12 protein-coding genes and 1 tRNA gene are annotated in these 14,930 nt (G+C 35.5%); 6 read left to right on the top strand and 7 right to left on the bottom strand.

Annotated elements, in window-relative coordinates:
• Positions 1-32: 32 nt before the first annotated feature.
• Together thiI and L6651_RS08410 are read right to left on the bottom strand one after the other, a co-directional pair.
• Complete coding sequence (gene thiI, locus L6651_RS08415) at positions 33-1,205, bottom strand: tRNA uracil 4-sulfurtransferase ThiI (protein WP_237037479.1); 1,173 nt, start codon at positions 1,203-1,205, stop codon at positions 33-35.
• Complete coding sequence (locus tag L6651_RS08410) at positions 1,205-2,332, bottom strand: cysteine desulfurase family protein (RefSeq protein ID WP_237037478.1); 1,128 nt, start codon at positions 2,330-2,332, stop codon at positions 1,205-1,207. Before L6651_RS08410 ends, thiI begins: the two co-directional genes overlap by 1 nt.
• Positions 2,333-2,390: 58 nt before the next feature.
• Here L6651_RS08410 and L6651_RS08405 point away from each other — a divergent pair, with 58 nt between their 5' ends.
• The gene (locus tag L6651_RS08405) at positions 2,391-3,245 is read left to right on the top strand and encodes a ribonuclease H-like domain-containing protein (protein ID WP_237037477.1); all 855 of its coding nucleotides are present in this window, start codon (positions 2,391-2,393) and stop codon (positions 3,243-3,245) included.
• A 394-nt stretch (positions 3,246-3,639) separates the two neighbouring features.
• On the opposite strand, the gene L6651_RS09405 is transcribed toward L6651_RS08405, so the two are convergent.
• Positions 3,640-8,517 (bottom strand): cell wall-binding repeat-containing protein, encoded by a 4,878-nt coding sequence (locus L6651_RS09405; RefSeq protein ID WP_305067688.1) that lies wholly within the window; start codon positions 8,515-8,517, stop codon positions 3,640-3,642.
• A gap of 239 nt (positions 8,518-8,756) precedes the next feature.
• On the opposite strand from L6651_RS09405, the gene L6651_RS08385 reads away from it, so the two are divergent.
• A tRNA-Thr gene (locus L6651_RS08385) sits at positions 8,757-8,832 on the top strand.
• Between the two features lie 788 nt (positions 8,833-9,620).
• Here the strand turns inward: L6651_RS08385 and gloA are convergent.
• The gene (gloA, locus tag L6651_RS08380; protein WP_237037476.1) at positions 9,621-10,001 is read right to left on the bottom strand and encodes a lactoylglutathione lyase; all 381 of its coding nucleotides are present in this window, start codon (positions 9,999-10,001) and stop codon (positions 9,621-9,623) included.
• Between the two features lie 97 nt (positions 10,002-10,098).
• Between gloA and L6651_RS08375 the strand changes: the two genes are divergently transcribed.
• Both L6651_RS08375 and mnmA read left to right on the top strand, forming a co-directional pair.
• On the top strand, positions 10,099-11,187 hold the full coding sequence (locus L6651_RS08375) for a cysteine desulfurase family protein (RefSeq protein ID WP_237037475.1): 1,089 nt from the start codon (positions 10,099-10,101) through the stop codon (positions 11,185-11,187).
• Positions 11,183-12,277, top strand: a complete 1,095-nt coding sequence (mnmA, locus tag L6651_RS08370; protein WP_255784978.1) for a tRNA 2-thiouridine(34) synthase MnmA — start codon at positions 11,183-11,185, stop codon at positions 12,275-12,277. Before L6651_RS08375 ends, mnmA begins: the two co-directional genes overlap by 5 nt.
• Here the strand turns inward: mnmA and L6651_RS08365 are convergent.
• Positions 12,267-12,467, bottom strand: coding sequence for a hypothetical protein (locus L6651_RS08365; protein ID WP_237037474.1), 201 nt, complete (start codon positions 12,465-12,467; stop codon positions 12,267-12,269). The two genes, mnmA and L6651_RS08365, sit on opposite strands and share 11 nt — an antisense overlap.
• Before the next feature lie 42 nt (positions 12,468-12,509).
• Between L6651_RS08365 and L6651_RS08360 the strand changes: the two genes are divergently transcribed.
• Entirely contained in the window at positions 12,510-13,031 is a 522-nt protein-coding gene (locus tag L6651_RS08360; protein ID WP_237037473.1) for a hypothetical protein, read from the top strand.
• Positions 13,031-14,128 carry an Mbeg1-like protein gene (locus L6651_RS08355; RefSeq protein ID WP_237037472.1) on the top strand — a complete coding sequence of 366 codons (1,098 nt, stop codon included), beginning with the start codon at positions 13,031-13,033 and terminating at the stop codon, positions 14,126-14,128. The genes L6651_RS08360 and L6651_RS08355 overlap by 1 nt, the downstream gene beginning before the upstream one ends.
• A gap of 408 nt (positions 14,129-14,536) precedes the next feature.
• Here the strand turns inward: L6651_RS08355 and L6651_RS08350 are convergent, their stop codons facing one another.
• Positions 14,537-14,650: a type II toxin-antitoxin system YafQ family toxin gene (locus tag L6651_RS08350; RefSeq protein ID WP_237037471.1), complete on the bottom strand. Its 114-nt coding sequence runs from the start codon at positions 14,648-14,650 to the stop codon at positions 14,537-14,539.
• Positions 14,640-14,912: a type II toxin-antitoxin system RelB/DinJ family antitoxin gene (locus L6651_RS08345; protein WP_237037470.1), complete on the bottom strand. Its 273-nt coding sequence runs from the start codon at positions 14,910-14,912 to the stop codon at positions 14,640-14,642. Before L6651_RS08345 ends, L6651_RS08350 begins: the two co-directional genes overlap by 11 nt.
• Positions 14,913-14,930: the final 18 nt, after the last annotated feature.

Here is a 14,930-nt window from a genome sequence, read left to right as displayed (position 1 = left end):
ATATATTTACCCAAATAGAGTTTAGTAACCCATTACTCCACTTCTATTTCGTAAATCTCCATGCTGTTTATTGCATCTTCCACAAGCTTGCCCACATCAAGATTTTCTTCGCTCTTTAAGATGTCAGAAAGTCTCGGCTTAGTTACTGGCCTGTCTGGAAGAAATACGGTACAGCAATCTTCAAAAGGAAGGATTGACGTTTCATAAGTTCCAATATCACGAGATATTTCAATAATCTCCGTCTTGTCCATGCCGATTAATGGTCTTAATATGGGCATAGATACAACTTGGTTTATTACACCAACAGACTCAATGGTCTGACTTGCCACCTGTCCTAGACTCTCACCAGTTATAAGGGCGTTGTACTCATGCTTTTTAGAAATCTCTTCACCAATCCTCATCATAAAGCGCCTTGAGAGAATTGTCATCTCCCTTGCTCTACACTTTTCATTAATCTCTCTTTGAATTGGAAGAAGATTTATGGAGTACATGGTAATTTTACCTGTGTAATATGAAAGTTCTTCTGCAAGTTTATGAACCTTTTCAAAGGCACGGTCACTTGTAAATGGATATGAGTGAAAGTGTAGCGCCGATATTTCAACTCCTCGCCTTGCAAGTAAAAATCCTGCAACTGGACTGTCGATACCACCAGATAAAAGAAGCAGTCCCCTTCCTGAAGAACCAATTGGAAGGCCACCATAGCCCTTTATCTTGTCGGAGTAAATATAAATATGATTTTTCACATCAATATATACCATAATGTCTGGGTTGTGCACATCGACATACATCTTAGAGCCGAACTTTTTTAATATTGCTCCACCTATTTTAGGATTTAATTCCGGTGACTTAACTGGGAAGCTCTTGTCAGATCTCTTTGCTTCAACCTTAAAGGAAGTCTTTTCTGTAACATTTTTGCTTTCAATTAATTGAATCGCTCCCTTTTCAATTTCTTCAACGGATCTTCCAACCCTAATTACAGGACTGATATACACAATTCCAAAGACCTTTTTTATATGGTCAATCATTTCGTCAAAGTCTTCTTTATTTGCCTTAATATATAACTTTCCCTGATCCTTATAAAAATCTTCTATTTCAAAATCCTTAACAGAATCCATAATTTTTTTAACGGCTCTGTCTTCAAAAGTTTTTCTATTCTTTCCCTTAAGTGCAAGCTCTCCAAAGCTTACAGATAAATACCAATTCATTACCTTCTCCCTACAATAGATCTAATATCATTAACCGCTCTTTCAAACTCAACAAAGAACTCCTCGGCCTCTTCAATGGTTGACTCGTCACTAAAAGAAATCCTTACAGTGCCAAGGCCATATTCCTTAGGAACCTTTATGGCTTGAATAATCGGGCTAACATTATTTTTATTACATGCAGAACCAGTGGACACATACATCTCCTTTGACTCCAAGTAGTGAAGTAAAACCTCTCCCCTAACGTCCTTTAAAGATACATTTAAAATATATGGGCTGTGATGTTCTCCCTTGGAATTTATAATAACATCTCCCAATGATTCTAATCTTTCAATCAAATAATTTTTTACCTTACTTACATTTTCATAATTTTCTTCCAAATTATCACTCATGATTTCGCACATTTCACCAATGGCAAGAATTCCCGGAACATTTTCAGTGCCAGAAGACATTCCCTTCTCCTGACCACCACCATATATGACAGGCTTTAAATTCACACCTTCTTTAATATACATGGCGCCGATGCCCTTTGGTGCGTGGAATTTATGGCCAGAAATTGTGTACACATCAACCAATGACTTCTTTAAATCAAGGGGCACCTTGCCGAAACCTTGAATGCCGTCCACATGAAATAGAGTGTCTGGATTTTTTTCCTTAATAATCTTTCCAATGGCTTCAATTTCATTTATAATTCCAATTTCGTTGTTCACATGCATAACAGAAACCATCTTAGTGTTTTCATTAATAGAGTCCCTAAGTTCATCAAGGTTAATCTTACCATGTTTATCAACAGTAAGAATCTTTAAATTTTTAATATCATGATTTTCATAGGCCCTTTTAACAGAAGAGTGTTCAAGCTCAGTTGTTATAAACTCTCCCGTACTTCCATGGAAAGTTGCAATTGCAATATTATTTCCCTCAGTTCCACAAGAAGTAAAATAAATTTCATCTTCAGAAACACCAAGGGCATGCGCAACCTTTTTCCTTGCTACCGTTACCTCCTTTTCAACCCTGTGTCCAAAACTGTGAAGTGCAGACGGATTTGCAAAATCATCCCTCATGGCCTTCACCATTATATCAACAGCTTCCTGTCTAACTCTCGTAGTAGAAGCATTATCAAAATAAATCATTAAATCATCCCTTCATACTATGTTAAAATAATTATAACACTAAGAGAGGTGATATTAAATGAATGAAAGCTTTGGTGATGATAAAAAAGCTTTAAGCATAATCACAACGGGAATAGACAGAAATAAAAATAGAATCTTTCTTTTAAACCTATACGACGGCGAAAATTTAAAACAATATAAATTTCCAGAAGACAGAGAAGAATTTGAAAAAGATATAAAAAATTTAGAAGTTATTACCTATAATGGCAACAGCTTTGACATACCATTTCTAAATGCAAATGGAATTTCTGTAAAAGAGAACTTCGACCTATATTCATTTTTAAAATCATACAAGCTACTGGAACTTAAGAGCCATAAATTTAAAGATGTGTATAATTACTTCACATCAAAGGAAGCTTCTGAACTGGAAGCAAAAGAAGTAATAAAACTTATAAAGGCATATGAAAAGAAAAATGATGAAAGTGCATTAAAAAAAGTTTTGCATCAGGGAGAAAGACATATAAAAAATCTATATAAACTTTACGAAGAAGTAGAAAAAGATTTGATTAAAAAAGAATTGGAATTGGAAATTTATAATAAAAATATAAAAATGACCCCCTATAGCTTTAAAGAAGAAGGGGACTACTTTGATATAGAGCTATTAAACATGGGAGAATTTATAAATATGAACCTTGAGTATGATTGCTTTATCTTGTTTAGCAAGAACTCAAACTACGTCCTTCGATTTAAAACCATAAAGGGATACTTGGACGAAAACACCATAGGCACCTGCGTTATAACAGACCTGGGGTTGAAAGATGATAACTTCCCTATGTTAAACAAAAACCTGTACCCTGTAGCTGTGGAAAATATAAAGATAGACAATGTGAAAAGGTTGGCCATGGCAGCTATAGAAAGCGTAGATAAGAGATAAGAGATTGGAAGTTAGAAGTTAGAAGTTGGAGAAAAGAGATTCTTCGACTCGAAAATTTCTTCAGAAATTTTCTCCCTCAGAATGACAATACTGGATTTATATTTCTAAGCAGAATAAAAATCTACAAAACAAAATTATCAGCCAGAAGAAAATCCAACAAGATTTTCTTCCTCTTTCTAAGCAGGTTTTCAGGACGGCCAGTCCTGAATCGTTTGGAAGGTAAGAAAAAGGGGATTTCAAGGGGAAAGCGATAGAAACCATACGAAAAGGTTTCTTAGCTTTCCCCTTGGTTAAAAGAAAAACTTTATTAGAAACAAAAAAGTCGTAGGTCATAGACCTACAAAATAATATAAAACATGGAAATCAAAAAAGGAATCCGAAGATTCCTTTTTCTCTACTTTTCTATTGATTTCAAACTCTTTCTTACATTTTCTCCCACTGATGTTGAACCACCAACTATTGTTATTTCTTCTAAGTCTTTTTCTTCTAAGAACTTAACAATATCTTTGTTGATTTCGTTGTTCTTAACAAGTAGCATTGGAGCGTTTTTATTAATTCCAATAACCGCACCTGTTAATGAGTCAGGGAAGTCTTGTCCGTTTGAAACTACTGCAAATTTAGCGTCGCCAAAGAATTTCTTTGCAATTGCTAATGATGTTTCGTATCTGTCGGATCCTTTTACTCTTGTAACATCTAGTTTCATATCCTTTAATTCTTTTTCAAGTTCTTCTGAAACTGATGATGTTCCACCAACGATAGTAACATTCTTAGCATCTTTTAGTACTGACTTATCAATTGTCTTTCCATTTGTTAGGATAATTCCATATCCCTTTATTCCAGCATATGGTGCAATTGAAAGCGCGTCAGCAAAGTTATCTCCATTTGCAATTATAATATTTTCTCTATCTGTTACCTTTGAATTGAATAGCTTAATAGCTGTTTCAAATCTGTCTTTACCTGATATTCTTTCAACTGTTATTCCCTTATCCTTTAATACCTTTAGTATTTTATCTGGAATAAGTGAAGTACCACCAACTACAACTACATTCTTTGCTCCAAGTCTTTCAATTTCCTTTAATACTTCCGGAGCTATTTCACTATCTGAAGTTAATAGTATTGGTGCTTTAGCAATTCCTGCATATGTTGATGCTGCTAATGCGTCTGGGAAGTTCTTTCCTGATGCAAGTACAACAGTGTCAGCCTTGTCAAATGTGTTCTTGCTTACTTCTACAGCTGTTTGGTATCTGTCTTTGCCAAATATTTCTTCAGTTTTAACTGTTTCTTTAGCAGTCTCTTCTTCTTTTTTATCTGTTTCTTTTGGAACAGATGGAGTATTTGGTTTATCTCCTGGTTGTGTTGGTTCTGCTGGTTGTTCAGGTTCTACAGGTTTTTCTGGATTAGTTGGCTTTTCTGGATCTGCCGGTTGTTCTGGTTCAACTGGTTTTTCTGGATTAGCTGGCTTTTCTGGTTCTGATGGCTTGTTAGGAACTTCGCATTTTAAAGGATCTACGGTCTTAGTAACTTCTGCTTCAAATCCGTGATCATCATTTACAACAAATTTAAATTCGTTGTTGCCTTCGTGTAGATTGTAAGTTACTTCAAATGTTTCATCTACAGGTCTACCTTCTAATGTTCCCCAAGAGTTGTCGAAATTTTTTACCGCTTCAGGTGTTTTAGATCCATCTCTGAACAATTTAATTTCTGTGTACCAGTAATTATCTGTTACCTTAATTGTAAACTTAACCTTATTGTTTTCTAGACATTCTATCTTTAAGATTTCTATTGTAGGTGGCTCTGTATCATTAAATAAATCTAGAACAGCCCCATGTGTTCTTTCTTCATTTGTTGTTACAGTTGCCTTTATCTTAGTATGACCTAAGATTTTTAAATCCAAATGTGCTTTAAATTCAAAATTCTTGTCTTTGTCATTCCAAACAACTTCAGCCACTACCGGATCTCCAATAGGTTTATCAGTTTTTGGATCTATTTCTTGAATAAGAACTTTTGGCTCTTCCTCTTCTCCTATATTCCAAAGAAGACCCTTAACATTTACGTCTCCTCTAGTTTGTCCTAAAACTTTTGGTTCTTCAAATGAAATTCTTATATCTTTTCTTTCAGGTTTAACTTCAGGTAGTTCATACCATGCCCAGTTCCAAACTCCGTCTTCTGCACATAGTAAAACATCTTTGCCTCTAAATTCTTTTGGCATTGTAAATGAAATTTCTCCTGTTTCAGGATTATATTTAGCACCTATTTTCTTTGCATCTTCAGTAAGTTTACCCCAGCTAAAAATGTTAAAATCTATATTTTTACCTGTTTCAGCATCTGGAGTTCTTAACCAAATATGATAAACTCCTGAAAGATTATCGGTAATATTTGCAGTTACCTTTCCTGTTTCCTTATCAACTTTAACGTCCTCAATTTCTGGCCAATGATAATCTCCAACTACTGGATATGATTTAGTTTGTACTTTATCCTTATAGTTTAGTTTACTCTTAATAATCATATTGTAAACTTGTCCTTCTGGAACAAATTCGCCATCAAGCTTTCCATCCCATGGAGCAAATGGTACAAATGGATTATTACCTTGGTCAATTCTACTAATTTTTGAGAATAGTCCCTTACTAACTAATTTAAAGATTTCGTTGTCGTTGTGGTCTCCAACAAATATTTCAAGACCATTTAAGTTTCTTAGTGGAGAAAGTACTGGAACAACTCCTGTTTCTTTACCGAAGTAAACAACATCTGTTTCTTTACCTTCCCCATCTGTCACCTTACCATTTGCATCTATCTTTTCAGTGCCTGAAGGTAGATATGGTCCACTATTCCATCCTTTTTTTGCATTAAAGTTATTAAATGCAAATCCAGCCTTACCAATATCCCATGGTTCGCCGTATTGGAAGAAGCCGTCTTGTGCATCAAGTTCAGTCCAGTCTCCATTAAAGCCCATATATGGAACTGATAGTGTTGGTTCTTTTTTGTTAGCGTCTTCAAGTTGAATAAATCCTGTTACAAATTGGTTAGCTCCAACTTCTGCTGGCTTATAAGAAACTTTAAGATTTACTTTTGCTTCTCCACTTGCTGGAACTGTAACTTTAGTTTCTCCTTTAACATCAACATCTATTTCTTCTGTAGTTTCATTTAAAACTATCTTTTGTAAATTACCTTTTTTGTCTCTTACTTCAGCAGTACCTTCTTTAAGTCCTATAACTGAAATATTGTAAGTTACTTCTCTATCGCTGTCGTTCTTTAATTCTAATGTAGCTTCAAAAGAACCGTTAATTTCTTGTAAGTTTAGTTTTGCATCAACTAAGTCGTCGTTAGTTCCTGTTGCATATACTCTTACAGGTGTCTTTATGGCATTACCCACATTCATCATACCTGCACCTTGTCTATTAATGGAGTAGTAATCTCCAGCTGGAGACTTTTGAGGAACTGCAGAGTTCATTAGTCTTGTCTTTGCAATTTGTGCAAATGTAGCTCTGTTATACATTGCACTTGAATTTAAACCAGCTTTTTCAGGATTCATAAGAGCTTGTTTTACAAGTCCCACTGCACCTGCAACATGAGGAGTAGCCATTGATGTACCACTCATTGTTGTATATTTGTTATCGTTTTGAGTTGAGTAAATTTGTCCACCAGGTGCTGTTAATTCTGGCTTTAATCTTAAGTCAGAAGTTGGTCCCCATGATGAGAATGAACTCATTTTCTTTGCGTTAGTATTATCTATTTGTCCTATTTCAGCTATTTCAACTTTAGGATTTCCATCTTTTAAAGCATCTACTAACTTCATACCATCGCTATGACCTATAAAGATAACAGGAATATCCACTGGAGGGTCAATAAGCATATTCATTAGTTCATCTCCACCATCTTCGTGGTTAAAGATGATTATACCCTTAGCTCCATGTGCTACGGCTAAGTTTTTCTTTTCAGTATAAGAGTTGTCTCCTCTTTTTATAAGAGCAATTTTACCTTTTACTTCTTTGCCTTTGTAATCGTCATCACTTTTGCTAAGTCCAACATATACATACTCTAAATTCAAAGGAAGATTTTCATTTGCATCGCTGTTAAATATGGAACCTGCCATATCTTGACCATTAAATACTACCTTTGATCCAATTGTATAGTCATTTTCAAAAGAAGCTACCGTAAGTGGTCCTTCATACATTGCAGGTGTTCCAAGTACTCCAAGGTCAGGATTGTTTTCGCTTTTTCCTTTTAATCCAGAACCAGAGTTACCATCATTACCACCAGCAAGACAAACTAATATACCACCTTTTTCTGCCTTTAATAGCGCTTCTTCTTCTACTGCGTAAGAAGTCTTGTCATAAGGTCTTACAGGCCATCCAAGTGACATGTTAATAGCGTCTGCGCCAAGTAAAATAGAGTCTTCAATAGCTTTAATATAAGTATCAGAAAAAACAGTGCTGTTGTTTAGGTCATCGCCAAAAACTTTCATTCCTAGAATTTGCGCTTCCGGTGCAACCCCTTTAATTTCTCCATTTGCAGCTACTGTACCGGCAACGTGTTGACCATGTTGTCCGCCGTCTTTATGTTCCTTAACATTTGTGTCAAGATCTTGGTAGTCATAGATGTATGGGAATTTTGCATTACCATATTTACCAGCAAGAGGTCTAGGTCTATTTTGAGAAGCTTCAATTATTTCATTAACCTTAGCTTCAGTAAGGGCAACCTTTGACTTATCAGTTATGTTAAAGTCTTTATGTTTAATATCAAAACCAGAGTCTATAATAGAAATTACAGCGCCTTCTCCTTTAAACTCTAAATTTTCACCCCAAACACTTTCAACAACATTGATAAGATTTTTAGAAGTGTTCATAAGTGCTTTAGGTTTTTCGTATTCTCTTGCAATATAAACTCTTGCAACTTCTTCTTGCTTAGCAAGTTTTTCTACGTCCTTAGCCTTAAGTTCCGCAGAGAAGCCATTAAGAGCAACAGTGAAGTTGTCTAGTTTTTTCATTTCAACTCCATCGTCCTTAGCTTGCTCTGTAACCTTTTCCTGTTCGTTACTTAAAGCCTTTGCCATTCTTCCAACAGATCTTGTTGACATGCTGGAAACTGACCTTTTCTCTTTAATAGCCTTGTCTAATATAGAATCAGACTTTAGTTCAACAATAACTCTAACATTTTCATCATCTTTAGCTTTTTTAATGTCAGAGTCAATCTTTCTTTCGGCAATTTCTTCAACGTTTTGGTTTTCGCTGAATCTCTTCCCGAAATCCTTTTCATCTTCTTGAGCAAAACTCACTGTCCCTACAAATGTCGATAATATCATCGCAAATGCAAGAAAACATGAGGTCACTCGTTTGAAATGAGTTTTCAATATTACACATCCTCTCTTAAAATTTCTTCCTCCTTAATCTTAACTTAAAATAAAATTAAAAACAAGAGAAAGCTTATAGATTTAGTTGGATATTTTTACATGAAATAAATGGAATTTAATCTCATTGACAAAATAAAATCCCTACTATATAATGATTACTATATGCTCTCTTAGCTCAGTAGGTAGAGCGCTTCCATGGTAAGGAAGAGGTCGCCGGTTCGATTCCGGCAGTGAGCTCCAAAGACATTCCAATTGGGATGTCTTTTTTTGTTTTATTTTGTAGGGTTCTACCCTACGACCAGTTTATTTCTAGATTATGTTTTTCTTTTATTCTAAAAAGGGGGAAAAGGAACCTTTTCGTACGGTTCCTATCCCCCTTTAAAACCCCCTTTACCTCCCAACGACTTGGGGATATCCCCAAGACCCCTTTTGTAAAGCGGTAGGAAAGCTAAGGCTTTCCTGTTTGTGCCTATCGGCACTGTATTAAGAGCATTTACACCTTGCAATGTCATGTTGAGCGAGCGTAGCGATGTTATCCCTAAAAAACATATTAAGACACTTTTACAGTTGCTTTTCATCGAAAAGCAACTGAGGTCGCCTTCTGACACTTTTCATCGAAAAGTGAAACGAGATCGACATTTGACCTACGACGAAGACTTCGTCTTCTGTTAGGTCAAGAATTCTTCGACTCGAAAATTTCTTTGAAATTTTCTCCCTCAGAATGACAATACTGGGAAGTTATATTTCTATGAAAGACAAAAACATCCAAAAACACATTACAAAACTGAAGAAAATCCAGCAAGATTTTCTTCCTCTTTCTAAGCAGGTTTTCAGGACGGCCAGTCCTGAATCGTTTGGAAGGTAAGAAAAAGGGGATTTCAAGGGGAAAGCGATAGAAACCATACGAAAAGGTTTCTTAGCTTTCCCCTTGGTTAAATAAGGAAGTGGATTAGGAATAAAAAAAAGTTGTAGGGTGAAAACCCTACAAAAATTTTCCGCTCAAGATGACAGGGTGCGTAGCTTCCCTACTAAGCTCTGATCACCTCTATATCATATCCATCTGGGTCTGTTATAAAGTAAAAGCTTGGTCTCTTTGCATCGGAAAGGCCTCCCAGGTCTGTCACTCTATATCCCTTGCTCTTATGTTCTTCGTGTTCTTTTTCAAGGTCTTCCACTTCAACTGCAATATGTGAATAGCCATTACCTAGGTCATATGGCTCGTGTCCATAGTTATAGGTAAGTTCTATTTCAAATGCTCCTTCTTCCGGCGCCATATACACAAGGGTAAACTTGTCATCTGGATAGTCCTTTCTTCTCGTTTCAATAAATCCAAATGCGTTTTTGTAAAAATCTACAGATTTTTCTAAATTAACAACTCTAATACATGAGTGTATTGGTTTAAATTTCATTAATATCACCTCTATTATCATATACCCCTTATAAAAGCTTTTAACCTATGGAAGTACATCACCAAAATGTGATAAAATAAGTATTTATGGAGGTATTATGATTTACTTTGACTATGCAGCAACTTCAATAAAAAGACGAGAAATATTTGAGGATGTTTTAAATAATTTTGAAAAATTTGACGCTAACCCCCACTCCCTTCATGGAATGGGAAGAAAGTCTCACAAAGTTTTAGAAGACTCCAGGGAGAAAATCGCAAACTCCCTCGGCGTTAATAAAGACAATATAATATTTAATTCTGGAGCGTCTGAAGGTAACAACACCATTATTAGACACTTCACTGATATTGGATACAAATTTTTATGTTCAGAAACGGATCATCCTTCTGTGATAAATTCACTTAAAAATTTAAATTCAGATTTTTCATATCTAAAGCTTGATAAACATGGACGAATCATTATCGATGATTTGGAAAAAAAGCTGGATGACAAAACCGTAGTAATACTAACCCTTGTTAATAACGAAACGGGAGTTTGCCAAGACCTTAATAAAATTTCATCCATTTTAAAAGATAGAGATGTTCACCTTCACATCGACAATGTGCAAGGCTATGGCCACATGGACTTCAACTTTGAAAGGGCCGACTCCATAAGCCTTTCTGGACATAAAATCGGCGGCATAAATGGTTTTGGAATTCTCTACTGTAATAAAAACATCCACAACCTAATTTACGCTGGCGAACAGGAAAAGAAGCGTCGTGGTGGAACTTCCTTTGTTATGGGCGCCTACTCCATGGCAAAGTCCTATGATAAAATAGTTTTGGAAAGGGATTTAATAAAAGAGATTAAATTAAGTTTTATTAACGAATTAAAATCCCTAGAAATTCCATTTGAAATTAATGGCGATTTGGAAAATTCCAGCGACCACATACTAAATTTATACTTTCCATTTATAAAGTCAGATCTTCTATTGACCTATCTTGATATGAATGGCATCTGTGCATCTGCAGGGTCTGCATGCTCCGCAGGGTCACTGGAAGAAAGCCATGTTATAAAGGCGATTTATGGAGAGGAAAGGGCAAAAAGATCCATTAGATTTAGTTTTGGTTTTACGAATAATACCGAAGACGTAAAATATACAGCAGAAAAGATAAAAGAAATTTACATTAGAAAAGGTGATTCAAATTAAAAAGAGAGTTGTTTTAGGAATAAGCGGTGGCGTTGACTCTTCTGTTGCGGCAGTGGTGCTTAAAGAGCAGGGCTACGACGTTACTGGCATATTTATGAAAAATTGGGACGATACAGACGAAAACGGATTTTGTACCGCAGAACAGGACTACGAAGACGTTATAAAGGTTTGTAATCAACTGGAAATCCCCTACTATTCCATAAACTTTGAAAAGGAATACTACGACAGAGTATTCACTTACTTTTTAGACGAATATAAAAAGGGACGTACACCAAACCCGGACATTATGTGCAATAAGGAAATAAAATTCAAAGCCTTTTTAAACTTTGCCTACGACCTTGGCTTCGACCTAGTTGCAACGGGCCATTATGCAAGAATTGGGCAGGCAGATGACTCATCAAAGCTACTTCTTAGAGGCGTGGACAACAACAAGGACCAGTCATACTTTTTAAGCATGCTTTCACAAGAGCAAATAAAAAATGTAATCTTTCCCATTGGCGACATGGAAAAATCTGAAGTTAGAGAAATTGCAAGAAAACATAAGCTTGCCACAGCAGAAAAAAAAGACTCTACTGGAATCTGCTTTATAGGCGAAAGAAACTTCAACGAGTTCCTTTCAAACTACCTGCCAGCACAAAAGGGCAAAATGGTTTCAGTTGATGGCGAAGTTATGGGAGAACACGAAGGGCTAATGTTTCACACCATCGGACAAAGACGTGGCCTTGGAATAGGCGGCGACGGCGAAGCCTGGTTTGTGTGTGGAAAAGATATCGAAAAAAACGAACTAATCGTATGCCAAGGAAAAGAAAACGAACATCTATTTTCAAATAGACTGCTAGCATCACAATTTTCAACTCCACTGGTTGAAAAACTTCCAAAGGAATTTGATTGCACAGCAAAATTCAGGTATAGACAAAAAGATATCCCTGCTCATGTAAAATTTTTAGACGAAAGCCATGTGGAAATAACCTACGACCATGTTAAGTCGGTTACTCCGGGCCAAGCGGCAGTGCTATATAAAGATGACATCTGCCTTGGATGCGCCATTATAGACGAAGTGTGGAGAGATAATCACAAACTTAAACTGTAGGAAGATTTCCCTTAAAATAAACTAATAAAAGTACTGCAAGTATTAAAGTTAAAGTAGCTGTATACAAAATATAGAATCTATCCCTCTTCAGTACTTTATTTAGTGGGAAGGGAATTTTTTTACTCCTCAAAGTTTCAATTATTTCCCTTACAAGAACAATCATAAACAAAATAATTAGAATTTTTAACATAATAATCACCTATTTTGATTATATCATTAAAGGAGCGATTTAATGAAAAATAAAGAGAGACTACAGATTGTACTGCTAATGGTCCTTTCAGTGTTTATATTTATTTTTATCCTGGATGGAAGCAAAGTCTACACAATTTCAAAAAGAAATTTAGAAAAGGACGCAGTTAATTTTCTACTGAAATACGTTCCAGAAGACCAGGCAGACACAAAACTCCTACTAGATGAAAAGACAAAATCATCACATCTTTTGATTTTTAAAACTGGGGACACATACACAGCAGTTACCTACAACAAGAGCCTTCTATTCAAACTTTATACAAGGGACTCGGTCTATTACAATATCGAAAAATTGGACCACTATAAAATACATCAAGACAACGACAGAAGCCACATCACCTACGATATTTCAAAAGCTTCTGACGACATTAAAGTAGATATAGTGTCACAGACATCAAACCAAATTATTTACAATAGCATCTACGCCTTGATTTGCTTTGCCATTGTAATATTTGGAGTCTACTTTGCAGTAAAAAGAAAAATTAAAACTCGGGAGGATGATTAATGCCCTACCACTACTACGACTATTTAAACTTTAGAGGCGACATTACCATAGACCTGGACGGACTAAGCCCAGTAGATGCATCGATTTTAGCAAGGCTGTCATATATGCCAATGGAACTTATAACAGACTTTTCATCCATGTGCATAAAAGATATGGGAGATGAACTTTTAAAAAAAGATAAACTTGAAGAATATCTAGTTACCCCAGAAGACAAAAAACTTTTAAAAGAAGTCATTAAGACAAAGCGATTTGAAAATATTAAAATTGTAAAATTTGAAAGCGAAACCGATATAGAAATTCAAAAACAATTTGCCGCCATGACCTTTTTACTACCAAATGAAATTGCCATGGTGACCTTTAGAGGAACAAACAGGGAGCTTATTGGATGGAAAGAAGACTTTAATATGAGCTTTTTAGACTCAGTTCCATCGCAACTTTCTGCACTGAACTATTTAGAAAAAGTCGCAAAAGAATATGACCATATAATTATAAACGGACACTCAAAAGGTGGAAACCTGTCACTATATAGCCTAACAAAATGCAAAAGCGAAGTCTATGAAAAAGTAATCAAAGCATTTAACTTTGACGGCCCGGGCCTAACAGAAGATAGCCTAACAGAAGAAGTTCGAAATAGAGCAAAAGAAAAAATGACAAACTATATACCACAAAGTTCCATTGTAGGAACATTGCTAGAAAGAGAAGGCAAAGTAAAAATAGTTTCATCAAAAGAAGATCCGATAAAACAACATGACATGTATAATTGGCAAATATCAGGGCGAGACTTTTTATATCTGGACCACCTTTCAAAAGAAAGCGAATTTGCAGAGTTCACACTGAAACAATGGATCTCAAAAATATCTAGCGAAAATAGGGAGCTTTTCTTCGAAGCAGTCTACGACCTGTTCGAGCAAATTGGAAAAACCGAATTCAATCCGAATTTAACCAATAGAAATGTTATAAAAACCCTAGGAAAACTGACCATATCATTGAAAGACCTACCATCGGACCAAAGAAAAATAGTTATCGATGGAGTGACAGAGCTTTTAAAAATCGCAAGTAGAAACTATGTTGAAATGAGAAACGAAAATAGAAAATAATTTAGAAGAAAGCTGGTATAGGCTTTCTTTTTTTAAGAACTCACCATGTTATGCAATAATCTTATTTCCCTTCATGGAAGTACAAGCCCCTGTATTGTCATCCTGAACGAAAATTTTGCGTAGCAAAATTGTAGCTGAAGGATCTCATTAACTTTCTTTTAGAAAGTTAATGCTAAAGCCTCATAACATGTAATCATTCCCTATCTTCCAACCTCCAACCTCTCACTTCCCACCTCTCTTCAGTCATACTGAGCGAGCAGTAACATCCTTTCTTCTTTCTCCTACATGAGAACGTAAAACACTCGCTCTGTCATTCTGAGCGGAAATTTTTTGGCACAAAAAATTGGAGTCGAAGAATCTCAGATGCTTTTCTTTGAAAAGCATCTGCTAAAGTCTCATAACATATAATTATTCATCTATTCTTTCAACTATGTCAAATAACTTATCAATGTCTTTTCTTTGTTTTTTAACTAGTTTTAAATCCTTTTTAAATCTCGCCGTAAACTTTATTTTATACTTCAAGGTCCGCCCTCAAATCATCAATACTATCATAAGACTTAATATTATTATCTCTTGCTATAGCTCTGCCCTCTTCTATTGCCTTTATAGTTTCATCATTTGGTACATTTAGTTTTAAATCAAAAGGAATTCCACTTTCCCTAATACTAGCCCTTAAAAACATATTAATTGCAGTAGTCATATTTAAACCTAAGCTAGCATATATTTTTTCCGCCGCCTCTTTTATTTCTTTATCAGTTCTTATATTTAAATTAGTTGTAGCCATAACACCATCTCCTTTGAA

Source organism: Mediannikoviicoccus vaginalis, from assembly GCF_928097925.1.
Taxonomy (GTDB): domain Bacteria; phylum Bacillota; class Clostridia; order Tissierellales; family Peptoniphilaceae; genus Mediannikoviicoccus; species Mediannikoviicoccus vaginalis.
This window is presented reverse-complemented; position numbering and strand designations above follow the sequence as displayed.